Annotated in this window: 23 protein-coding genes and 1 pseudogene; 5 read left to right on the top strand and 19 right to left on the bottom strand. The window is 61.0% G+C overall.

The genetic code is table 11. The features are described 5' to 3' along the window. Nucleotides 1–2 precede the first annotated feature (2 nt). Together F1002_RS21005 and F1002_RS21515 are read left to right on the top strand one after the other, a co-directional pair. Nucleotides 3–164, top strand: a pseudogene (locus tag F1002_RS21005) (transposase); the annotation flags it as partial. Then, nucleotides 139–282, top strand: a complete 144-nt coding sequence (locus F1002_RS21515; RefSeq protein ID WP_191090394.1) for an integrase core domain-containing protein — start codon at nucleotides 139–141, stop codon at nucleotides 280–282. The pseudogene F1002_RS21005 and the gene F1002_RS21515, both read left to right, overlap by 26 nt. Before the next feature lie 223 nt (nucleotides 283–505). Here F1002_RS21515 and F1002_RS12710 read toward each other — a convergent pair whose 3' ends face one another. Then, nucleotides 506–796: a helix-turn-helix domain-containing protein gene (locus tag F1002_RS12710; protein WP_150429419.1), complete on the bottom strand. Its 291-nt coding sequence runs from the start codon at nucleotides 794–796 to the stop codon at nucleotides 506–508. Between the two features lie 14 nt (nucleotides 797–810). Here F1002_RS12710 and F1002_RS12715 point away from each other — a divergent pair, with 14 nt between their 5' ends. Together F1002_RS12715 and F1002_RS12720 are read left to right on the top strand one after the other, a co-directional pair. Further along, on the top strand, nucleotides 811–1,347 hold the full coding sequence (locus tag F1002_RS12715; RefSeq protein WP_150429420.1) for a hypothetical protein: 537 nt from the start codon (nucleotides 811–813) through the stop codon (nucleotides 1,345–1,347). A 356-nt stretch (nucleotides 1,348–1,703) separates the two neighbouring features. Then, entirely contained in the window at nucleotides 1,704–2,192 is a 489-nt protein-coding gene (locus F1002_RS12720) for a hypothetical protein (protein WP_150429421.1), read from the top strand. Between the two features lie 264 nt (nucleotides 2,193–2,456). On the opposite strand, the gene F1002_RS12725 is transcribed toward F1002_RS12720, so the two are convergent. The 8 genes from F1002_RS12725 to creD form a co-directional block, all read right to left on the bottom strand. Beyond that, a complete protein-coding gene (locus tag F1002_RS12725) occupies nucleotides 2,457–3,146 on the bottom strand; it encodes an SLC13 family permease (protein WP_150429422.1) in 690 nt (229 codons plus the stop codon). A 296-nt stretch (nucleotides 3,147–3,442) separates the two neighbouring features. After that, entirely contained in the window at nucleotides 3,443–3,919 is a 477-nt protein-coding gene (gene folK / locus F1002_RS12730; protein ID WP_150429423.1) for a 2-amino-4-hydroxy-6-hydroxymethyldihydropteridine diphosphokinase, read from the bottom strand. Further along, nucleotides 3,916–5,262 (bottom strand): polynucleotide adenylyltransferase PcnB, encoded by a 1,347-nt coding sequence (gene pcnB, locus F1002_RS12735; protein ID WP_150429424.1) that lies wholly within the window; start codon nucleotides 5,260–5,262, stop codon nucleotides 3,916–3,918. The genes folK and pcnB overlap by 4 nt, the downstream gene beginning before the upstream one ends. A gap of 90 nt (nucleotides 5,263–5,352) precedes the next feature. After that, nucleotides 5,353–6,876 carry a mechanosensitive ion channel family protein gene (locus tag F1002_RS12740; protein WP_150429425.1) on the bottom strand — a complete coding sequence of 508 codons (1,524 nt, stop codon included), beginning with the start codon at nucleotides 6,874–6,876 and terminating at the stop codon, nucleotides 5,353–5,355. A gap of 4 nt (nucleotides 6,877–6,880) precedes the next feature. Next, nucleotides 6,881–7,549 (bottom strand): HAD family phosphatase, encoded by a 669-nt coding sequence (locus tag F1002_RS12745; RefSeq protein ID WP_150429426.1) that lies wholly within the window; start codon nucleotides 7,547–7,549, stop codon nucleotides 6,881–6,883. Next, nucleotides 7,546–8,199: a DnaA regulatory inactivator Hda gene (gene hda, locus F1002_RS12750; protein WP_150429427.1), complete on the bottom strand. Its 654-nt coding sequence runs from the start codon at nucleotides 8,197–8,199 to the stop codon at nucleotides 7,546–7,548. Before hda ends, F1002_RS12745 begins: the two co-directional genes overlap by 4 nt. A 76-nt stretch (nucleotides 8,200–8,275) precedes the next feature. Next, nucleotides 8,276–11,776, bottom strand: a complete 3,501-nt coding sequence (gene ovoA, locus F1002_RS12755) for a 5-histidylcysteine sulfoxide synthase (RefSeq protein ID WP_150429428.1) — start codon at nucleotides 11,774–11,776, stop codon at nucleotides 8,276–8,278. After that, nucleotides 11,773–13,146 (bottom strand): cell envelope integrity protein CreD, encoded by a 1,374-nt coding sequence (creD, locus tag F1002_RS12760; RefSeq protein ID WP_150429429.1) that lies wholly within the window; start codon nucleotides 13,144–13,146, stop codon nucleotides 11,773–11,775. Before creD ends, ovoA begins: the two co-directional genes overlap by 4 nt. Before the next feature lie 225 nt (nucleotides 13,147–13,371). Between creD and F1002_RS12765 the strand changes: the two genes are divergently transcribed. Next, a complete protein-coding gene (locus F1002_RS12765; RefSeq protein WP_150429430.1) occupies nucleotides 13,372–14,586 on the top strand; it encodes an NAD(P)/FAD-dependent oxidoreductase in 1,215 nt (404 codons plus the stop codon). On the opposite strand, the gene F1002_RS12770 is transcribed toward F1002_RS12765, so the two are convergent. The 10 genes from F1002_RS12770 to F1002_RS12815 all read right to left on the bottom strand — a co-directional run bounded on the left by F1002_RS12770 (nucleotide 14,541) and on the right by F1002_RS12815 (nucleotide 22,039). Then, nucleotides 14,541–14,900, bottom strand: coding sequence for a hypothetical protein (locus tag F1002_RS12770; RefSeq protein ID WP_150429431.1), 360 nt, complete (start codon nucleotides 14,898–14,900; stop codon nucleotides 14,541–14,543). The two genes, F1002_RS12765 and F1002_RS12770, sit on opposite strands and share 46 nt — an antisense overlap. 161 nt (nucleotides 14,901–15,061) lie before the next feature. Further along, on the bottom strand, nucleotides 15,062–15,541 hold the full coding sequence (locus F1002_RS12775) for an ASCH domain-containing protein (protein ID WP_150429432.1): 480 nt from the start codon (nucleotides 15,539–15,541) through the stop codon (nucleotides 15,062–15,064). 71 nt (nucleotides 15,542–15,612) lie between these two features. Then, nucleotides 15,613–16,122 carry a hypothetical protein gene (locus F1002_RS12780; protein WP_150429433.1) on the bottom strand — a complete coding sequence of 170 codons (510 nt, stop codon included), beginning with the start codon at nucleotides 16,120–16,122 and terminating at the stop codon, nucleotides 15,613–15,615. Nucleotides 16,123–16,216: 94 nt separating this feature from the next. After that, the gene (locus tag F1002_RS12785; protein WP_150429434.1) at nucleotides 16,217–16,543 is read right to left on the bottom strand and encodes a hypothetical protein; all 327 of its coding nucleotides are present in this window, start codon (nucleotides 16,541–16,543) and stop codon (nucleotides 16,217–16,219) included. Between the two features lie 431 nt (nucleotides 16,544–16,974). Continuing rightward, nucleotides 16,975–17,433, bottom strand: a complete 459-nt coding sequence (locus tag F1002_RS12790) for a hypothetical protein (protein ID WP_150429435.1) — start codon at nucleotides 17,431–17,433, stop codon at nucleotides 16,975–16,977. Between the two features lie 377 nt (nucleotides 17,434–17,810). Beyond that, nucleotides 17,811–18,431, bottom strand: coding sequence for a transglutaminase family protein (locus F1002_RS12795; RefSeq protein WP_223879587.1), 621 nt, complete (start codon nucleotides 18,429–18,431; stop codon nucleotides 17,811–17,813). Then, a complete protein-coding gene (locus tag F1002_RS12800; RefSeq protein WP_150429436.1) occupies nucleotides 18,428–18,802 on the bottom strand; it encodes a hypothetical protein in 375 nt (124 codons plus the stop codon). Before F1002_RS12800 ends, F1002_RS12795 begins: the two co-directional genes overlap by 4 nt. 104 nt (nucleotides 18,803–18,906) lie before the next feature. Beyond that, a complete protein-coding gene (locus F1002_RS12805; protein WP_150429437.1) occupies nucleotides 18,907–20,106 on the bottom strand; it encodes an MFS transporter in 1,200 nt (399 codons plus the stop codon). A 14-nt stretch (nucleotides 20,107–20,120) separates the two neighbouring features. Beyond that, complete coding sequence (locus F1002_RS12810) at nucleotides 20,121–21,125, bottom strand: LLM class flavin-dependent oxidoreductase (RefSeq protein WP_150429438.1); 1,005 nt, start codon at nucleotides 21,123–21,125, stop codon at nucleotides 20,121–20,123. Then, a complete protein-coding gene (locus F1002_RS12815; protein ID WP_150429439.1) occupies nucleotides 21,122–22,039 on the bottom strand; it encodes a DMT family transporter in 918 nt (305 codons plus the stop codon). The genes F1002_RS12810 and F1002_RS12815 overlap by 4 nt, the downstream gene beginning before the upstream one ends. Nucleotides 22,040–22,074: the final 35 nt, after the last annotated feature.

Consider the following 22,074-nt stretch of genomic DNA (forward strand, 5'->3'; position numbering starts at 1 on the left):
ACATGAAGAAATCGAAATACACCGAAGAGCAGATCGCATTTGCATTGCGTCAGGCAAAGTCTGGCACCGCTGTTGGGGAGGTCTGTCGCAAGATGGGCATATCCGAAGCGACGTTCTACAACTGGAAGAAGAAATACGGTGGTCTGGGCGTCACCGAGCGACGCCCGTGAAAAGATCGAGCGCTGGCGTGTGGATTACAACGAATTCAGGCCGCACAACTCACTGGGCAACCTGACCCCGAGCGAGTTCCGGTTCGCTCACCTTGAAGTCGGAAATCTCTAATGTCGACTGCTCGGTTAGCCGGGAGGAGGTCACAGTCTCATTTAACGAAGGTGTTTACAGCAGACACCGATACGGCGGCTGCCCATCGTCATTCAGAGCCTGCTGTTCGGAATTGCTAATTCAGCTTAGGGTCAGATACTGCCTTCGCTGCTGACGAAAGCTACCGTTGAACCCCGTCAGCAGTTGAATGGCAGGTAACGTAGCTCTCAGCTGTTGGGTAGTATCAGTACTTTCTGTCTGCTAGGATTGACTTGGCTTCACTTGCAATTGCATCGATCACAACCCCAGTGTTATCACCTGCTGAAATGGCGCAGGCCAATAACACAAGTGATGCCGGATGCACCGACATAACTTCGGCAATCTCCTGAAGTTTGTCGAGTGTCGGACTCTTGATCCCTCTTTCGAGGGTACTCAAGTAGGTCCGGCTCGATACCAGGCTAAAGTCTTCCTGAGTCAATTGGCGACTCTTTCGAACGGATTTTAGTGCGGCAGCGAGGCCTTTGCGCAGGTCCATTTGGGGCTCGATCATTGAGCCTCAATGACCTCATTTTGAACACTATTGGGCTACAATCTATAGTGTTCATTTCGGGTAACCATGCTGTGTTTCGAACCTCTGATCATGCTCGTCACCCCATCATGTCCGCCTTTGCTGGTACGGGCGAGAACGTTTGGACCTATGTCAATCTGACACACGAAACCGTATGGTTTTGTGCCTCGTTTGTCGTGCGCAAGTCAGATTCGAGCCAATGGCCGGAGACAATGTTGCTCAGTAAGGCAGAGCAGGTTGTCCATCTTTACCGTAATTTCGGGAGTCTTATCGAGATGACAAGGCTGATGCTTGTCAGTCCCGGTCGAATGAACAATACGGGAGATTGGCTGATGGAGCCACTTGGCGAAATATGGCGCGGCCAGGATCCGGCACATGGTGGCGAGATTTTTGTTTACACCCTCCTAGACGGACGCCAATATGTGGACTCGGTACACACCGTGTTGCGTTCCGATCTCTTGGAACTCGAATGCATCGTAAACCTCACGGAACATGCGAAAAGTGATCTGGAGCGGTGAATTTCTGATCAGCAATCATGAAAAAACAAAAGCGAGTCGCCCCTGAAAAATCATCCGCAGCGGCCAGGAAAGACATGATGCGAGCTTATTTAGTGTCGACTCGGAGTGACTTTGCACTTTCTGTCCAAAAAGCGGGTAGCTTGGGAAACAACGCTAATGGAGTATTGGCAGGCCCAGTGTTAAGGGCCGCACAACTGGGAGCCCTAGGGGCAGAGCCAAAATTGGGCGAAACGGTTATGGCTAAGGATCGTAAAGGCACATGAATTCCTAGTGCCACGCGCCAAATAGGAATCTATGATACGGACCGCACCAAGAAGGCTAGGGCCGCTCTCTGGCAAAAGATCTGCGCGAAGTTCATGAGAATATATTTCGATACTGAATTCACCCATCTTGAGGGCAATGCCGAGCGCGAGTTGATCTCGGCCGGGTTCATCTCTGAGGGTGGGCAAGAGTGGTATGCCGAAATCAGCGATTTCAATCGTGCGCTGTGCTCCCCATTTGTTGTTAGCGCCGTATTGCCGCTCCTCGAAGGAAATGCTGAGACCACTCTACCCATCAATATGTTCGGACGTCGACTTTCTGCATGGTTAAACAGTTTTGGCGAGGATGTGGAACTCATCGCCGATCATTCTGCTGATTGGGACCTACTGACCAAGAGCATATCAGCGCACTTAGCCGCGCTACCCTTCCGGATTCTCAATAAGGTTTGGGAGCCGCCAAACGACGAGCCTCTGCGCATCAAAATACTGGAAGCGGAACTACGATTCTGGTTTGCCAATCCGCGCAAGAAGCACCATGCCCTGTTTGATGCTCGTCGACTTAAAGTAGTGGTTGAACAGGAATAGGGGGGAGCACCTCAGCTCAACACGACACCCGATTCATAGCCATCACACCAATGGCGCCGGATTGCTCGGCGTACTGCATAGGCAGTTTCATGTTTGACTTTATTTCCCATCAACTTGCGTCGATGACATAGTCCTACAAAGTATGACTGGCTGTATTTCTATACGAATGCGTGGCGGGTTTTCAATGCGAAATGTTGGCGGCTTTTAGTTGCGATCTCGCGGCGGGGTTCTGATGAGAATTTGTGGCGAATTCTGAGCGAATACTCACTTCCCAGACTGCCAAAGATTAGGTTGCATTTCCTCTTCCGTTCGGGCGTTATCAGGAGGCGGGCTGGATTCATCTGTTGTTTTCCAGCCTTGACGATGTCGTATGACCACAATTAGAAACCAGGTCATAGATAGGCTAAGTGCCACCGGAAGTGCTGCGACAAGAAGATAGTTGCCAAATGACATGTTGAGTGTTTGGCCTATCAGCATGTTCTGTGGATTACCAATAAGCGTTGCCGCAGATCCGATATTGGCTGCGCAGGCTAGACCAATGAGAAAAGGTATTGGGTTGAGCCTCCTGGAGAAACAGATCTCCGCAATTACAGGTGCTATCGCTAAGCAGACAACGTCGTTACTGAATACCGCTGACAGATACGCAGCGATTGCAATAACGGCGCCAAGTAGCATCGAAGGTCGAGTGCGTAGCGCTCCAATTCTGCGTGCTATCCACTGGTAGAAGCCACCCAATCGAAGTTGAGCAGAAATCACCATGAAAGCGAACAGTAGGATCAGCGAGGGAGAGTTTAGGGACCGAAAGGCTTCTTCGACGCTCATAGCCTGTGACGCGACGAGGGATATGGCGCCTAACAGAGCAATACCGGTGCGATCCAATTGCACAAACGGAAGGCCGTCGAAAAGCATTCCCAGATAGACGAGTAGAAACACCGTTACGATGAGGAAGGTCATTTCGATCTAATGCTGAGTCGCCTGTTCATTGAACCGCATCCCTTGCATTCATCTTCTGTATTGTCGATGATGCGCTGTAAGGTGTTCCATTAGTTAAGCACTTGATAGAAGTCGCTTCCTGATTATTTCATCAAGTGCCGTATGCACTTGATGAGCTTATACATACCGCACTGTATAGGTTATGGATTTTCATCAAGTGTTGCGCGTTTTATAACAAACGAAGGTCATGAAGACGTTCGACAGGGCAAGCAGAACCACCGTCTGCCACAGCACGGGGATGTGCAGGCCGACCAGGGTCACAGCTTGACGATGCCCTGGTTGGCGACGGCCGGCAGCCAGGCGGCGACGGTGCCGCGGCCCGGAATTTCAAGATCGGGGGCGATTTCAGCCAGCGGCTGGAGCACGAAGGCGCGCAGGTGCAGGCGGGGGTGCGGCAGGGTCAGGCGCGGCAGGTCGACACACTGGTCGTCGTAGAGCAGCAGATCGAGATCGAGCGTGCGCGGCCCGTTGCGTTCGGCGCGGATGCGGCCGAAGCGCTGTTCAATCTCGAGCAGGGCATCGAGCAGCGCCTCCGGCGCCAGGCTGGTTTCCAGTTCGGCTACCGCATTGATGAACTCTGGCTGATCAGCCAGACCGACCGGTGCCGTCCGGTAGAGCGACGAGCAATGGATGATGCGGCTGTCCGGCAGGTTGGCCAGTGCGGCAAAGGCAGCGCGGACGGTCGTGGCCGGATCGTCGAGGTTGGCTCCCAGCGCGACGTAGGCGGTTTTCATTCGCTGGCGGTATGACCCGAAGCGCCGGCATTGGCCGGCTTCTTGCGCCGACGGCGGCGCTTCTTGTCGCCGGCTTGCTCGGGCAGCAGCATCTCGGCACGGCGGTCGCCTTCGGCATTCTGGAAGCGCGTCCACCAGTCGGCGATTTCCATGTCGAGTTCGCCGGCCTGGGCACGGAGCACCAGGAAATCGTAGCCGGCGCGGAAGCGCGGCTGTTCGAGCAGGGCGTACGGGCGCTTGCCGGCACGTTGTTCGAAGCGCGGCTGCAGAGCCCAGATATCCTTGATGTCGCCGGCGATGCGGCGGGTAATCGCCAGCTTTTCGCCCTGCACGTCGAGCACGGCATCCATGGCCGAATAAAGCGCCGGAATCTTCGGCTCGCCCTTTGCCTTGAGCTTTTCCCAGTGCACCAGCACTTCGTGCCAAAGCAGCGTCGCGAACAGGAAGCCGGGCGAGGTGCCCTTGCCACGGCGGACGCGCTCATCGGTATTGGCCAGCGACAGCATGACGAACTTCTCGCCCATCGGCTGTTCGAGAATCACGTCGAGCAGCGGCAGCAGGCCATGGTGCAGGCCCGCATCGCGCAACTGGGTCAGGCATTTGACCGAGTGGCCGGAGGTCAACAGCTTGAGCATTTCGTCGAACAGACGGGCGGCCGGCACGTTTTCGAGCAGGCCGGCCATCTCGCGGATCGGCTTCTTCGCTTCCGGATCGATGGACAGGCCGAGTTTGGCGGCCAGGCGGACGGCGCGCAGCATGCGCACCGGGTCTTCGCGGTAGCGGGCGCGCGGCTCGCCGATCATGCGCAAAGTCTTGGCCTTGAGGTCGCCGACGCCATGGTGGTAGTCGAGCACGGCCTCGGTTGCCGGGTCGTAGTACAGCGCGTTGGCCGTGAAGTCGCGGCGGGCGGCATCCTCGGCCTGCGAGCCGAAAACGTTGTCGTGCAATACGCGACCGTGTTCGTCCTTCTTCGCATCGTCGCCCAGTGCGCCGCGGAAGGTGGTCACCTCCAGCGTCTCCTGCCCCATCATGACGTGCACTATCTGGAAACGGCGGCCGATGATGCGCGAGCGGCGGAAATAGCGACGCACCTCTTCCGGCGTGGCGTCGGTGGCGACGTCGAAATCCTTGGGGTCGGCATCGATCAGCAGGTCGCGCACCGCACCACCGACGACGTAGGCCTTGTGGCCGTGGCTCTGCAGCGTTTCGCAGACGCGCCGGCTGCCGCTGCTGATGCGGTCACGGGTGATGCCGTGGCTGGAGACGGGGATGACGGCCGGCTCGTGGCGGTTGGCCCTGGGTTTCTTGCCGCTGAAAACGCGGGAAATGAGTTTGCGGATCACGTATTACCGTACGGTTGGCGCCGGTTAGGCTGATAAAACGCGAATTTTACCGGATGTCGGTCGTTATTCATGGATTTTACCCATGACCCGTCAGCTGAGGCCGAAGAAATCGCGAATCTTGCGGCCGATGTCGGCGCTGCCCGGCGTGCGCTGGGCCAGTTCGTTCTGTCCCTGCGTATAACCCTGCTCCAGTTCGGCGAAGCGCTGCAGGCGGCGTTCGAGGATGGTCGACAGCATGTCGGCGAGTTCCGGGCGCTGCTCGATGATGGACTGGAAGCCGGCCTTGTCCAGCCGGTAGGCTTCGACGTTGGTGCTGGCGATCACGGTGGCCCGGCGGGGGGCACCGGTCATCAGGCCGATTTCGCCGAAGACACTGCCGGGGCCACGCTTTTCGAGCAGGCGCCGGGGGCCTTCGGGCGGTTGCCACCAGGCTTCGGCCTCGCCACTGACCATGATGTAGAGCCAATGGGCGATGGCGCCCTGGCGGGTGATGATGTCGCCGCGGGCAAAGGGCGCCTTGAGCAGGTGTTCGGCGAGGTGGCGTTTTTCGGGGTCCGACAGGCGGGCGAAGAGTTCGATGCCGTCGATGGCCTGCAGGCGGCGTTGCAGTTCCCGGCTTTCCACTTCCTTGCGATGCTTGGCGCCTTCCTCGACGAGGTGGATGGTGTGGTCGTCGGTGGCCAGACGGATGCCGTTGCGCTGCAGCGTGGCCAGGATGTGGACGCGGACGTCGGAGTCGGTCGGGTCGTCGAGTTGCGGATTGAGCAGCCAGTAGCGCAGCACGTAGTGGGCATAGCCGGGGCCGAAGTCCATCAGGACGCAGTTCGGCGCGGGCTGGAGTGCGATGTTGGGGATATTGGCATCGGCAATGTCGGTTTGGATCAGGTCGATGATCTTGCCGGGCGGGATGGCGAGGTCGACGTTGAAGCCGATGCTGCGGCGCCAGCCGGGCTGGCTCTGGTGCTTGTCGCAGAGCACGTAGTAGCGTCCCTTCATCAGCTGGCTGTTGGGGACGACGACTTTTTCGCCATTGCGCGTGAGCAGGGCGGTGAAGCGCCACTGGATGTCGGTGACCTGGCCGGAGAGGTCGTCGATGCGTATCCAGTCGCCGATTTCCAGCGAGTTATCCATCTGCAGGGCGACGCCGCCGAGCAGGTTGCCCAGGGTGTCCTGCATGGAAATGGCCAGCACGGCAGTGAGAATGGCCGAGGTGGCGAACAGGTGGCTGAGTTCGACGCCGGCGAGATTGAGCCGGAAGAATGCCCAGCCGATGTAGGCGATGATGACCAGGATGTCGGCGAGGATGCCTGAAATGCGCAGATTGACCCGCGCCAGCGCGACATTGAAGAAGGCCAGACCGGCGAAGCGGATGACCGCCAGGCCTTCGCCGAATACCGCCAGCTGGCGCAGCCAGCCAGCCGCAGCCCGGCTGGTCGAGCCGCCGGAAACCAGACCGGCCAGCACGTCGCCGATCAGGCAGGCGAGGAAGAAAACACTGGTGTTGATCAGCGAGGGGCGCATCGCCTTGAGCGGTCGGAGGATGACCATCAGCAACAGCACCATCGCGATGATCGCGTAAGGCGCCTCCGGGCTCAGGAAGGGGACGCGCAGCATGGTCTCAGCGCAGGCTCAGGATGGTCCAGCCGTTGGCGGAGGCATGGGCGCGCAGCTTGTCGTCGGGATCGACGGCGATCGGCGTCTTGACCTTCTTCATCAGCGGCAGGTCATTGTGCGAATCGCTGTAGAAATAGCTGTTGTCGAAGGCACCCCACCACAGGCCCTGCGATTCCAGCCAGTGCTCGACACGGGTGATCTTGCCGCCCTGGAAGGAGGGCGTGCCGGTCGGCTGTCCGGTGAAGGCGCCTGTCTGCACGTCGACGGCAGGGATGGTGCCGATCAGGTGCGGGATGCCGAATTCTCGGGCGATGGGTCCGGTCACAAAGCTGTTGGTGGCGGTGACGATGGCGCACAGGTCGCCGGCGGCCAGGTGCTCGAGCGCCAGCGTACGTGCCTTGACGGTCATGATCGGACGGATGTGGCGTTCGATGTACTCCTTGTGCCAGGCATCGAGTTCGGCACGGTTGTGGCGAGCCAGCGGCGCCAACTGGAAGGCCAGGAATTCGAAGATGTCGAGTGTGCCGGCCTTGTAGTCCTGGTAGAACTGGATATTTTTTGCTTCCTGCAGTTCGCGGTCGACGACGCCCTTGGAAATCAGGAATTGGGCCCACTCAAAATCTGAGTCGCCGGCGAGAAGGGTGTTATCGAGATCGAAGAGAGCGAGATTCATGCGTCGTGTTCCAAGGAAAGCAGTTCGCGCAGCAGGGGCAGCGTGACCGGGCGTTTTTGTTCGAGGGTGTATTGGTCGAGGGCGACGACCAGCATGGCCAGCGTGCGCATGTCGCGCGAGGCGTGGCGTAGCAGGTAGCCGATCATTTCCGGCGACAGCTTGAGTGCGCGTTCTTTGGCCAGCGTGCCGATGGCGTCGGCCTTTTCGGCATCGGACAAGGGTTGCAGACGATAGATCAGGCCGGAACCGAGGCGGGTGCGCAGATCTTCGCGCAGCGCCAGGTGGGCCGGGGGCTGGGGGGCAGCGGTGAGCAGCAGGCCGCCATCCATCTTCATCTGGTTGAACAGCGCAAACAGCGCCACCTGACCGTCGGCATCTAGCTGGTCGACGTTGTCCACGGCCAGCGCTTCGCCGGCGCCAATCCCGGCCAGCGAAGGATTGAGCGCGGCATCGACGTAGGCAAAGCCGGTAGCGAGCAACAGGTGGGAACGGCCGCAACCCGATACGCCGTATAAACAGAACGAGGTATCCGGGCGGCCGCCGGCCAGCCATTCGGTCAGCGCCGCGACCGTCTCGGCGTTGGTGCCGGGGACGAAGTTGTCCAGCGAGGGCGGACTTTCCGGCAACAGGTCGAGGATGAGCTGGCGCATCGAGCGAAATCAATTGGCAAATGGGCTGAGCGCGGATTTTAGCACCGCGCAGCCAGCCGCCATGCCGAATCCCCGCTCAGAGGCGCTCCCAGATTGTCACTTCCGACAGCGTATGCTGGAATTTGCGCTTTGTTTCGCGGATCACGAACGGCACCGATTCGGGCCCGGAGACCAGCCGGAAATGCTGGCCGAGCAGCGCCTTGAGGCCATCCAGCGTGGTGAAGTTCTCGCCGTCCTGCTTGAAACCGCCGATCCAGTCCTCGCGCTTGGTGTGCTCCTCCAGCCAGGTGTAGGGCGAGGCCAGCATGAGCAGGCCACTGGGGTTGAGGCGGGTGTGCACGGTGCTCAGGAACTGCGCCGGGCTGTACAGGCGGTCGATCAGGTTGGCCGCCAGGACGAGGTCGTAGCCGCTGAAAATGGGCTTCAGGTTGCAGGCATCGCCCTGGAAGAACTCGACCTTGCCGGCCAGTTCGGCCATGCCCAGTCCGGCCAGCGAGCATTCCTTGTAGCTGACCAGTTCGCCTTCGTCGGTCAGCGTGTAGCGCAGCGTGCCCTGCTCGGCCAATTGGGTGCCGATGCCGATGAAGCGGGCCGAGAAGTCGAGCCCGGTGACCTGCTCGAAATGGCGGGCCAGTTCGAAGCTTGCGCGACCCGTTGCACAGCCGAGGTCGAGCGCCTTGCCGGCCGGCTTGTCGCCCATCGCGGCAATAGCCTTCTGTGCCAGCGTGCGCGGGAAATTCGGAACGCCGAAGTATTCGTCGCCGTAGTGGAATTCGATGTATTCCGAGACCAGGCGGTCGGTTTCGTAGCGCGAGGTCGGCTGGGTGGCCGGCGCGCTGCTCACCACGTAGCGGAAACCGGCATGCTGGAAGAAATGCCGACGGAAGGCATAGCGCGATAGCGGCGAGGCCTGGTTGCCGCAGGAAACCCAGGAGCCGCCCTTGATCAGGTTGTGGCGGTCATCGAAGGTTGGCGTCGTGAAATCGTCGTAGATCGGATGCACGGCAAAGCCGTCGAACGGATAAGTCGGTGTTTCCAGCCATTGCCAGACGTTGCCGACCACGTCGAACAGCGGCCCGTGGGCGAAGCGCGTCACCGGGCAGCTCGATGCCCAGTGGCGCAGTTCGCTGTTGGCCGGCGGCGCCGTTTCGCCGGGCAGGTCATGGATGCCGGCGAAGTGGCGCAGCGACTGCCATTCGTCCTCGGTTGGCAGGCGCACCGGCTGGCCGGTCTCGCGGGCCTTCCATTGGCAGAAGGCCTTGGCCTCGTGGTAGTTGGTTTCCACCGGCCAGTCCCATGGCATCGTCACTTCCTCGAGCATCAGGCGCAGCTTCCACTGGCCGCCATCGCGCACCCAGAAGGTTGGGTGACGGGCTTCGGTAAACTCCTTCCATGCCGCGCCTTCCTCCTGCCACAGCGTGTCGTCGGCGTAACCGCCGGCCTCGACGAAGGCGAGGAACTCGCCATTGGTGACCAGGTGGCGGCTGGCCTGGAAGGCGGCCACGTCGGCCATGTGCCGGCCGAATTCGTTGTCCCAGCCGTAGATCAGCGGTTCGCTGCGCTCGCGGCCGAGACGCAGGCTGGCCGCCGGGATGTCGACCAGCGCGTTGGCCGGCGCGGCATTGCTTTCGCGGCATGGCGCCCAGGCTGGATGCGGCTGCACGTACTTCCGGTCGTGCTGGCGGATCAGCACCGACGAGGTTTCGAGGTGGATGCGCTCATGCTCGATGCCCATCAGCACGATCCACTGCGGGTCGTCCCAGCCGATCGGCAGGCTCAGCGGTGCGGTCTCGATGAGCTGCGTGACGGCGGCGCGGACCTGCCGGCGGTAGTCGCGCACCGCTTCCACGGTCGGCCAGTCGTAGCGCACGTCGTTGAGGTCGTCCCAGCTCATTTCATCGACGCCGATGGCGAACATCGACTCGAAATGAGGGTTGATGCGCTGCGCGATCTGCCCGGCGAGCACCAGCTTGTTGATGAAGAAGGTCGCCGTGTGACCGAAATAGAAGATCAGCGGGTGGCGCAGCGAAATCGGCTTGCGGTAGTAGGCCTCGTCGCAGGTCAGCACCTCGAACAACTGCTCGTAGCGGTCGAAGGTGGCCTGGAAGCAGGCGAGAATCTCGCGCCGCTTCTGCTCGGGGTCTGTGCCGGTCAGCAGGGGCGTGCCGGACAAGGGAATTGGCTGCATGCGGTCACCGGGCGGGTTCGTGGTTGCGGAGCAGGCTTCGGCCGGGACCTCCTGCACGCGAATCGGCCCCGTTTCAATGAGTTTAGCACTGCGGCCCGTGGTGGATGGCGGCGGCACGCGCCGGTTGAAATCGTCGAGCCGCCAGGCGCTTTCCTGCAATCGGGGGCGGCCGATTTTCCCGCGCTGCAATGCCTGTGCCGCGCCGTGAATGGCCCGGTAGACTTGCCGTGGATCGTAGGAGACCAGCACCAGGTCCACGCCGGCAGCGAGCGCCTCGGCGGCCACCCGGCCGATGCCGAGGTCGAACACGGCGCCCATGTTGAGATCATCGGTAACCAGCACGCCCTCGTAGCCCCAGTCCCCGCGCAACAGGCCGTCGACCACGGTGGCCGAATGCGAGGCGGCCCGTTCGGGGTCGATGGCGGCCAGCGTCACGTGGCCGAGCATCATCGCCGTGCCGGGGTGGTGGGCAAGGCTGCGGAAGGGTTGCCAGTCGGCAGCCAGTTCCTTGGGCGTGTCGTCGAGCCGGGCGGCGAACAGGTGGGTGTCGTTGCGGACGCGTCCCAGACCGGGGAAGTGCTTGATCGTCGCCCGCACGCCGCCTTGGTTCAGGCCGCCGATATAGCGTCCGGCGACCGTGGTGACCGTGGCCGGGTCGTTGGAGATGGCTCGCGCCGAAAGCCGGGTCAGCCGGTCGTGCGGGTTGTCGGCAACCGGCGGACGCAGGTCCACCACCGGGCCGAAGTTGAGATTCACCCCCAGCGCCGCCAGCCCGGCCGCCTGCTGCAGCCCGTAGCGATAGGCGGCGTCGTCGCCCTGCCCGGCGATGCTGGCCAGCGGCGGCATCGCTTCGACCAAGGGCGACAGGTGCGACACCGGCCCGCCCTCCTGGTCGCCGGCAACGATCAGCGGCGGTAGTTCGGCACGCCGACGGATGGCCTGCAGGGCTTCGATCTCGGCCGCCACCTCGGCCAGCTCGCGGCCGCGCAGATTGCGCCGGGCGAGGTAGATGCCGCCGATCAGGCCACGCGAAGCAAGCAGCTTCACCTCCTCGAAATCGGTATAACCGACGATGAAATGCCGGCCGACCGCCTGCATCGCCTCGCCGGCGTCGAGCACCGCATCGCGCTGGGCGCGGTACTCGGCTTCGCGCCACAGTGTGACGGCCAGCACGGCGAGCAGCACCCAGGCCATGCGGCGCGGCAGGCGCTGCCGCCAGATCAGTCCGAGTAACGCGGCCCCGAGGAGCAGCCCGGTTTCCCAGTCGCGCAGCCAGAACAGCAGTGGGTGCTTGAGGTGCCAGGCATGGATCAGCAGCAGCGGTGGCAGAGTCCAACCCGTCAGTCGGGCGGCGGCCACGGCCACCCGGCGGCAGCTTGCTGCCCTCATGTCTGCTCCGGCTCACTGATCTGACCACTGAGGCGATACCAGTCGACGCGGCGGGTGGCGAGCATGGTGGCGCCCAGGGCGAGGAAGAGCAGCAGGCTGCCCATGAGCAGCGAGTTGTCCTCGGAAAGCAGCACGCCGTAGAGCACGCCGTACAGGCCGGTCAGGCCGGCGCCGAAGGCAAAACCCTGACGCACGCCGCCCAGCGCTCCGGCCAGATAGAAGGCGATCAGCACGATACACGCTGCTGCCGACAGGCCGTAGGCGAGCACGAAACTGAGGTGTTCGGACAGGGCGATCAGCAGCAGGAAGAAGATGGCCAGCGCCAGCCCGACCAGCAGGTATTGCATGGGGTGGATCGGCGCCCGGCGCAGGATTTCGGTGAGGAAGAAGCCGGCGAAGGTCAGCACGATGAACAGCACGCCGTACTTCACCGCGCGTTCCGATTGCAGATAGACATTTACCGGATCGACGAAATCGATGCTCAGCACCTCGCCGCTGCCGGGCTTCTGCGTCGCCTCGAAATTGCGCGCAAGATGCGAGATGTCCCAGTGGGCGGTGAAACCGTCCTTGCCGACAGAGCGCGCCGTGGGCAGGAAGCGGCCGCCGAAGTTCGGGTGCGGCCAGGCGGATTTCAACTCGATATGGTTCGCCTCGCCGGTCGGCGCAATGGCCAGGCGGGTCGTGCCGGTCAGTTGCAGCGGAAAGCTGAAGTCGAAGCGGCTCTCGCGTTGCAGATCGAGCGGGCCGAGGTCGATTGCCAGCCGGTTGGCCGGCAAGGCCTGGGCTTGTGCGCCGTCGAGGGCGGTAGCTCCAGAATGTGGCTCGTTCTTGCTGCTCGCCGAGGCGAAGCGATACACCTTGCCGTTGATGGTCACTTCCGGATCGTTATTGACCCCGCGTGGGTCGGCGATGCCGAGCAGCAGACGGGCGCGGGCCGATACGATACGCCCGCCGCTCGGCAATTCGGCCAGCGGCTTGAGCACGAAGCGCCCGCTGGTGCCGAGGCCGAGGCGGAACAGCCGCGCCTGGTAGATGCCCCGGTTGCGTGTTTCCACGGCGGTCTCGCCGAGCATCTCCAGCTTTTCCGGCGGCAGCAGCAGGGTGCGTTCGACGATGCGGGTACGCACCGTGGTTTGCTCCGGGTTGCCCTCGCGGGGCATGGCGACATCCACCTGTTCGCGGTACGAAACCGCAATCACCGGCGCCACCAGCAGCTGTTCGCCCGCCGCGCTGTTGGCGATGCTCGCCTGTACCTCGTTCTGACGCTGGCTGCGCTCACGAATCTGGCCCTCGATCAGGCCGAGCGGCACCAGCAAAAGCAGCGACATGAAGAAAATCGCCGCCAGCTTGAAGAGCAGTTTCTTGTCCATTTCTGGCTCCCTGGGTTGAATTGGGAGTCAGTGTGGGCAGCGGATGTGAACGGGTGTGGAAGTGTCGGTGAAGGATTGTGAAGCGGGAGTGAAGTGAATGGCGCCGAATCCGCAACCGCATCCCGCGATGGATGCGATAACGTCAGCGAGTAACTTGGCGTGTCCTCTATGATGGATAACCCTATTGCCTTATCATCCGGCGCCTGTTTCTGATTGGACTTCCCCATGCATTTCGACGTCATCGTCATCGGTTCCGGTGCGGCCGGCATGATGTGCGCGGCCCAGGCCGGTGCGCGGGGAAGGCGGGTCTTGCTGGTCGACCACGCGGCAAAAATCGGCGAGCGCATTCGCATCTCCGGCGGCGGCCGCTGCAACTTCACCAATCGCACGGTCAGCGCCGACAATTACCTTTCACAGAACCCGCATTTCTGCCGTTCGGCGCTGGCCCGCTTCAGCCAGTACGACTTCATCGCCATGGTCGAGAAGCGGCGCATTCCTTATCACGAGCGCGAACACGGGCAGTTGTTCTGCGATGACTCGGCGGTCGACATCATCGACATGCTGCGCGATGCCTGCGATGCCGTACTGGTGCGCTGGGCGCTTGACTGTGCGGTGCACGGTGTCGAGCGCCACCCGGATGTCGAGCACAAGCGGTACACGCTGCGTACAGAGAGCGGGACTTTTTCCTGCCAGTCGCTGGTCGTCGCCACCGGCGGGCTGTCGATTCCGCAGATTGGCGCCAGTCCCTTTGGCTACAAACTGGCCGAGCAATTCGGCATTCCGGTTATCGCCCCGAAACCGGCCCTTGTGCCGCTGGCGCTGGGGCCGGAACTCCTGGCCCCGCTCAAGCCGATGGCCGGCGCCACGCTCGATGCCACGGCCTGCTTTGAAGGCGCGGCCTTCCGCGAAAACGTGCTGATCACCCACCGCGGCCTTTCCGGCCCGGCCATCCTGCAGGTGTCGAGCTACTGGCAAATGCAGGAATACGGCGCAGGCAAGAAGCTGCCGGTCGAAATCGACCTGCTGCCCGGTCGGGATGCCGGAGAATGGCTGGCCGGGCACCGTCAGGGGCGGATACACCTGCCCAATCTGCTGGCTGAACACCTGCCGCGCCGCTTCGCGCAGGAGTGGTGTCTGCTGCAAGGGGGCGAAAAACTTCAGAACCGGCCGATCAGCGAACTGTCGAATCGCGATCTCGACGCCGTCGCCAGAACGCTCAACGCCTGGCCGCTGATGCCGTCCGGCACGCTGGGTTTCGCCAAGGCCGAAGTCACCCTGGGCGGCGTGTCGACTGCGGCACTCTCGTCAAAAACCATGGAAGCCAAGGCTGCCCCCGGCCTCTACTTCATCGGCGAGGTGGTCGACGTCACCGGCTGGCTGGGCGGCTACAACTTTCAGTGGGCCTGGTCATCCGGCTGGGTTGCCGGGCAGTTCGCCTGATCCACCTCACCAGAAGGCCGGTTTAGGCCGGATAGCCACCAGGCGAACAACCAGGTCACCGAAAGCCAGAAGGTCACGAGAAATACCCAACCGAAAGCGGTAGGCGCACACCATCCCCAGCCGCACGCACCGTTATTCTGGAGTAAACCGGGAATGCCGATCTGGTCAAACAGGTAAATCGACAGATACGGAATCGCCAAAGCCAAGCCGAGCGGTGAATCGAGATAACCGGGCCAGATCATCGCCGGTGAGGCCAGCACCAGAAACAGCCCGATCAGGGAAACAAAAAACTTGAAGGTTCGTCGCTGGAACATATGAGCTTCGATGGCAATGGCTTCGAGGAATGGATCAATGTACCGGCCCCAGAAAATCGTTCTCGGAGGTGACTGATGTCAGCCGGGAGCGCATAAGAGCTTGATGTTGAAGTCGAGCCGCGAGCGGCGGCCCGCCGACGTGAGTCGGCTCGAGAGCCTGGTTAGGCCGCATCTTCGCTGGAAGGGCAATAGACGACTTTGAACCGCTCACACGCAACTGGCATCGAGGGGCTCGGAATCCGGCCAATGCGGGCGCACTCTCTTGCGTAGTAGGCCTTGTGAGCCTCGCGCCAGTACTGGAGCGAGCCATCACCTTCGCCTTCGGCAGCTGCAAACTCCGAGGTGACTTCGGAGAACGGCGTGATGTCGACTTGAGTTGTTTCGATTACGCATTTCGGCTGGCCATCCCAGGTTGTGACTACGCTGAGATCGCCTGGCTTTGGAACGGCCTGCTCTCCTGCCTCAAACGACCAGACAAGGCCGGCTGTGGCTCTCTTGATGCCGCGGACGACCAACTCAGCCAAGTGATTGGCACTCGGCTCGTTGTCGTCAAACACGCAGACCTCGAAGAAGCGAGCTTCGACATCTTCCGTCTGCGTAGTCTTGAACGTGTTCCAGAACTGTTGAACTAAAGGAGTCATTGGCGCTGACATTGTTGCGGCCTAGCGATTAAGGTAGGGCCGGTCGCGCCTTAACCAGATTGGTAGGCGAATTACCCATGGGTATTTCTGCCAGCTACAACACGATCTAGTAATGCTTTAATTTCAGGCGGCTTGCCATTCAATTCATGTAGTCGTGCGACTTGATTATTATTAAAGTTTATAAACTTGGTGGAAATCGTTTGTAGTTGGATCGACGCGCCATCTACGAGAACCGATAAGGTTTGCATTTTCGATCTTATTTCAGGAGTAAGATTTTTCCTATCATTGAGGACTGAGAGCAGAATTTCTTCGAGTTTGGCGACCATTGCCGATAGAGACTGACAGTTTGCTAGTAGGTCAAGCTCTTCGTTGTCAATAGGGGCGCCGGTTTTATTTCTTTCCCGGTTTATAACCAGCACATCAACTTTAAACGTTGATAGTCTTTTCAATATATTTTGAATTAACTCTTCATCTCTCTGGCGCTGTGCTCGCAGAAAATAATGATGTGCAGCGAATACTGTACATAACGCAACAACAAGAGAAGTTATTGAAATGGTTGTGTTTATTGCATCCGGGCTCATTTACTTCGCCTAACGTTGGACGTAACTAGAGGACAAGAAGCTTAGCTTTTTGTCAGTTCGGTTGATAGCTGTGTTAGGTCGCGATGTTGCGTTGTTAATTCTTAGTGACATGTTGACCTTGGTTTGACCAAATAAGTAAGAATATCGCGATTCCGATTGTACAAGCGAATGGAAACAACAACGCCACAACACCAAATGCACACCCCGTCCCCGCATTGCCAGAGCAAGCAATTTCGAGTGCAAATGAATTGGCGATTCCCCCTCCAAGGAAGGCGCTAAACAGGCACCCAAGAATATATAGAATGAATGATCGTTCTTGCCCGTTTTGGCTGAGGCAGCATTTTTCGTAGACGATCCAAACGGTGAAAAAACCACCGAGGATGACGATTGCAGCTACCCCTACAGAGACGAGTTCGATCATTTTGACGCCCAAATTGCAAATAACCTGACCGCCGTTAGGTCGGTCAAGTTGATTGCAGGGTTATGTTTCTCAGATAACATGTCTCATTAATAACTCGGTTATCGCTGCGGCCCAGCCGAAACAGAGAAACAAGAAAAAATTAAATTTCGCTGTCGCATACCAGTCATCCCAGAACCGCCCTCTAAAAAGGGAGTAAAGATCGGGCGTGAACAAGAACTTGATTGTTTCTTCCAGCGATTCAAACTTTTCACCCCAAAATACTTTGGCCAACGCTATGTAGATTGGGATGCTGAGTATCCCGACCATGACCAGAATTTTTGGATAACCGAAAAAGTTCATTGAGGCTACGTGAAGACATAACGTGCTAGCTCAGCCGACGGCAGACAGCAAAGCTGGCTGACGGTCGGCTGGAGCGGGATGTTAGAGGATGGCTAAAGGGTTTTTTCATCACTTTGCGCCTGGGCTTTTTTTAGATGGTGTGCGACGCTAGGCCAGCCAATGGCTTGTATGAGAACAAGAGCGACTACAAGCGCACCTACAAAAAAAGCCCAAATGTCTCTGTGACTTGGATGTGCGGTGATTAGCAATATTGAAAGTAATGGGAACAGAAATATGAGAATGATTGGGTAATAAGTAACTATTTTGGGGATGACGACGATTGGGGTATTCGTTAGCGGGTCTAGCCAGCCAACAATGTCTTTTTTGGATTCGCCTCGGAAAGCAGCAATTACGTTTTTGCCTGAATTTGGTTTGGTTGCCGCAGTGATAGGTAGTTCGGCGATGCTCAGGCCATCGATGGCGATGGAAACGACCGAGTGAGCAATTCCTCCACGGGAGGGTATCGTTACAAAATGATTGACTGCGAGGTCGGAAATTTTCTCTGTGCGCAAACGCGGCCCCCTCTAACGTTTAGGAGACGTCAGAAGTGTCCAATATTCCCGTGCGTGTCCCATAAGCGGGTGGAGCGGACAGAGCAATCCTGTTGCGGGGTGGGCGTTTGCCGTGAAGGGCGCAATACGGGCGAAATACAAACCGGACACTCCGAAGATGGAAAGTGGTTATGTCATTCGGATTGTATCCGCCTTGGTCGCGGTAGGCGAATGAGCGGCAGCAGTTCTAGCGTCCTGCTGGATGGGGCATGACTTGGCGTCGGCATGGGTATTTGCGGTGACGCCTGGCCCGCAATTCCTGGGTATTCGGATGTTACTGGACTACGCCTGGGCCAATGCCTTGCGTTGATTGCCGCAGGAGAGGCCGGCCTTCGATGTCAGAACGCCAATTCGACGTCGGGCAGGTTGGCCAGCACCTGGTCGTAGGTGGCGTAGCGTTCGAGGACTTGGACCACGGTTGCCAGCGGCTCGGCCCAGATTTCGGGCAGATCGCGTTCTTCCGGTTCGCGGATGGGGAAGGCCAGTGCTTCTTTCGGCGGGTGAAACTGTGCGTTGATGCCGGGTTTATTGCCTCTGGCGTCGATGCGGTACCAGCCGAAGTCCTTGAGAAACACCGCATTCAGTCCGTGCAGGCAATACGGCGCCCCGCTGTCGCCGGCGGACAGACGTTGATAGCACAGTCCGGCGGGGATGCCGTTGGCTCTCAGCAGGGCGGCGAGCAGGTGGCTTTTGGCGTAACAGTAGCCGGTTTTGTGAATCAGGACATCCGACGCTTTGCATGTCACCGGATTCAGTTTGAAGTCCGAGCTGTGACGGATTTCATCGCGGACGAATTCGAAGCTGCGACGCACCAGGTCATGTTTGGATGTCGCTTCACGCGCGAGGTTTCGGGCGACAGCAAGGATGCCCGGGTTGTCGAAATCAATGTATCGACTGGGGGAGAGGTAAGCTAGCATCGGCTTTTGATATCCGTTCGTTGTGTGGGACTGACGGATCAAACGATCTTGCAGGGAATCAGGGCGTCCTCGTCGTAGGTATAGACGGCGCATACGCGGTGATAGCCGTCGGCGACGATGACTTTGCCGTGCGCCGGGTTCCTGATCAGCAGCAGCGGCGAAAGCGCCGTGCCGGCTTCGATCTTGGCGTGGTTCTTTTCGACATGAGCGTTGCTGATCCCGAGCAGCGGGAGTTGCGAGGCGCGAAAGATGTCCTTTGCCTTGAAGGCGGTCATGGCAGCTTTTTTGAGCGCAGCGACCTGTTCGGCGACCTGTTGCGGTTCGAAAATAAGACTCAGGTAGGAGATTGCGGCGGGGTAGTTATGCTCTTCGGGTTCGGCCAGCCAGATCGGTTGCTTTGCTGATTTGCTCATTGCGGGGTGCCTTGGGTCGCGATTGATGCGCCGTATTATGAGTCTTTCATTCGAGCGCACCGAGAATTAACCGATTTACTTGGAGCTATCCCGGTCGTGTTCCATCAGGCTGCCTGTCGGCGGTGGTGCCTCGCCAGCAGCCAGGCCAGCGTGCTTCCAACCAACGGCGTTCCAGCCGCAGCGATCAGCAACATGGGAACGATACCGGCTGTGGACAGGATATGCGCAGCCCCCATGACCCCAAGCGATTGGCCGAGGAAGAAGCTGGAGGCGAAGAGGGAAACGGCGGTGCCGCGCACGGCGGGGGCCATCTGGGTGGCGTTGGTCTGCAGGGTGTTGTGCAGCATGTAGAAGCCAAGGCCGACGAAGTAGCTGGCAGGCAGGGCCCACAGCCAGCTTTCGCCCCAGGCGAGCATTGCCCAGCCGAGCGCGATCAGGATGCCGCCGCCGGTGGCGAGGCCGACTTCGCCGAGTCGGCGGACAAAATGTTTGGCGGCGAGGATGTAGGTCAAGCCGCCGATGCCGAAGAAGGCCATGGCGGCGCCGGCCATGGTCAGGCTGAGGCCGAAGCGTTCGTGCAGGTAGGAGGGCACGAAGGCCAGCGCCCCGAAAACCAGCATGCCTTCGAGGAACACGATGCTCAGGATGATCCGTGCCCACGGTTGGGCGAAGACCTGCGCCGCCTGGCCGATAATGCCCTTGCGCGCTGTGTCGGCGTGGCGGTGATGGGTGCTCGGGTTGGCGCGCGATTCGAGCAGCACGATGGCGCCGATGACCAGATACAGCGAGGCGAGGAAGGCGAAAGCCCAGCGCCAGCCGAGGGTGTCGGCGAAAACGCCACCGATGAACTGGCCGCCGATGGCGCCGAGAATCTGCCCACCCATGAAGCGGGCGAGCGTCGCTTGCCGTTGTTCGTAATGCACGGTGTCGCCGATCCAGGCCATGGCGAGCGGGATGATGCCGGCCGCCGTGGCGCCGAGCAGGATGCGGGCGACGACCAGTGCGTCGAGCGACCAGGCGACGGCGGAGCCGAGGGCGCCGAGCGTGCTGAGCAGGGTGGTCAGCGCGATCAGGCGGTACTTGCCGAGGCGGTCGCCGAGCGGGCCGAACAGGGCCTGGGTGAGGCCGTAGGCGATGGCGAACGATGAGATGACCGAGGCGGCGGCGGTCGGCGTGGTCGCGAAGCTGCGGGCGAGGTCGGGCAGCAGCGGGTCGCACAGGCGTGCGGCGGCCGCGCTGGCGAAGGCGGCGACGGAGAGCAGTGTGACGGCACGGCGGTGTTGGGCGTCCGGGGCTTCGGGCATGAGTTCTTTTGTGGTCAGGGCTGCCAGCAGGCTTGGGTGGCGATGTCCAGCGAGCGCAGGCGCAGCTCGGGGTCGAAGACGTCGCTGACGAACATCATTTCGTCGGCGCCGGTGGCGGCGTACAAGTCGCGCAGGCCGTCGCGCACGGTATCCGGGCCGCCGATCACGGCGGCGCCGAGGAAATCGGCAATGCCGGCGCGTTCCTGCGGGTGCAGTTTTTCGACATAGCCGTCGACCGGGGGCGGCAGCGGGCGGCGGTCGCCGCGCAGGATGCCGAGCACGCGCTGGAAGGTGCTGGTGGCGAGGTAGCCCGCTTCGTCGTCGGTGGTGGCGGCGATGACCGGCACGCCGATGATGACGTAGGGCTTGGCCAGCTTGGCCGAGGGCTTGAAGTTATGGCGGTAGATTTCGATGGCTTGCAGCAGCATGGCCGGCGCGAAGTGCGAGGCGAAGGCGTAGGGCAGGCCGCGTTCGGCGGCCAGACGGGCCGAGAACAGGCTGGAACCGAGCAGCCAGATCGGCACCTCGGTACCGGCGCCGGGCACTGCGACGACCTGCTGGTCCGGCTGGCGCGGGCCGAGCAGGCGTTGCAGTTCAGCCACGTCGCGCGGGAAATCGGCTTCGGTTTCGACGCGATCGCGGCGCAGGGCGCGCATGGTCAGGCCATCGGTGCCCGGGGCGCGGCCAAGGCCGAGATCGATGCGGCCGGGGTAGAGCTCGGCCAGCGTGCCGAAGGCTTCGGCGACAACCAGCGGCGCGTGGTTGGGCAGCATGATGCCGCCGGAACCGACCCGGATGTGCTGCGTGTTGCCGGCGATGTGGCCGACCAGCACGGCGGTGGCCGAACTGGCGATGCCCGGCATATTGTGGTGCTCGGCCAGCCAGTAGCGGGTGTAGCCGAGCGCTTCGACGTGGCGCGCAGTGCGCAGCGAGATGGCCAGGGCATCGGCCACTGTGCCGCCTTCGCGGATGGCGACCAGGTCGAGCATCGAGAGCTTGAGATTGGCGAGCGGGTTCATGCGCTTTCTTTGGTGGTGACGAGCGCCGGGTTGCGCCGGCTGGCTGCCCAGCCGAGCAGCGAGAGCAGGGCGAGGCCGCCGCCGATGAGCAGGATGCCGGCGATTTCGGTGCCCTTGAAGGATTCGCCGAAGGTGAGGCGCGACGACAGGATGGCGACGACCGGCGTGCCGAGTACCGACAGGCTGGCTTCCCAGGCCGGCACGCGGTCGAGGATGTAGATCCACAGCCACCAGCACATGGCCGTGCTGGCGACCGACATGAAGAGCAGGATGCCGGCGTAGGCGGGCGTCCAGTTCGTCGCCGGCTCGGGCACGGCGAGGGCGATCAGGATGAGCGGCACGGCGCCGATGATCATCTGCCAGGCGGTGAGCGTCAGCAGGTCGACCGGCGTAACGGCCCGCAGGCGCTTGATCAGGACGGTGCCGCTTGCCCAGCACAGGGCCGCCATCAGGCCGAGGAACTTGCTGAACAGGCTGGCGTGCATGTCCCACGGCTCGATGATCAGCAGCAGTCCGGTCAACGTGCTGACGGCAGCCAGCCATTGCTTGCCGCGCACCCGTTCGCCGAGCAGCGGCCAGGCGAGCAGAAGGGTCCAGATCGGCATGGTGAAGATAAGCACGGCCGTCTTGCCCGGGCCGCCTTCGACCAGCGCCCAGGTCTGGAAGAACATGAAGCCGGCGACCTGGGTGAAGCCGATGCCGATGGTCTGGAAGGGGGCGACCAGCGTCAGGCGCCGGCCGGTGAACTTGAGAGCGACGAGCAGGGCCAGGGCGCCGCCGACGCAGCGTTCGGCCGCAAAGGCGAAGGGCGGCGCGTAGGCCAGGCCCTGCTTGGCGAGCACCCAGGTGTAGCCCCAGGTGAGGGATAGGACGGCGAGGGCGATGGCGGGCAGCCAGCGGCGGTAGGCGTTCATGCTGTTCTCTGTTGGCCGCGCCCGGATGTTTCCGG

Origin of the sequence: Dechloromonas sp. CZR5, assembly GCF_008711155.1 — a bacterium.
Taxonomy (GTDB): Bacteria; Pseudomonadota; Gammaproteobacteria; order Burkholderiales; family Rhodocyclaceae; genus Azonexus.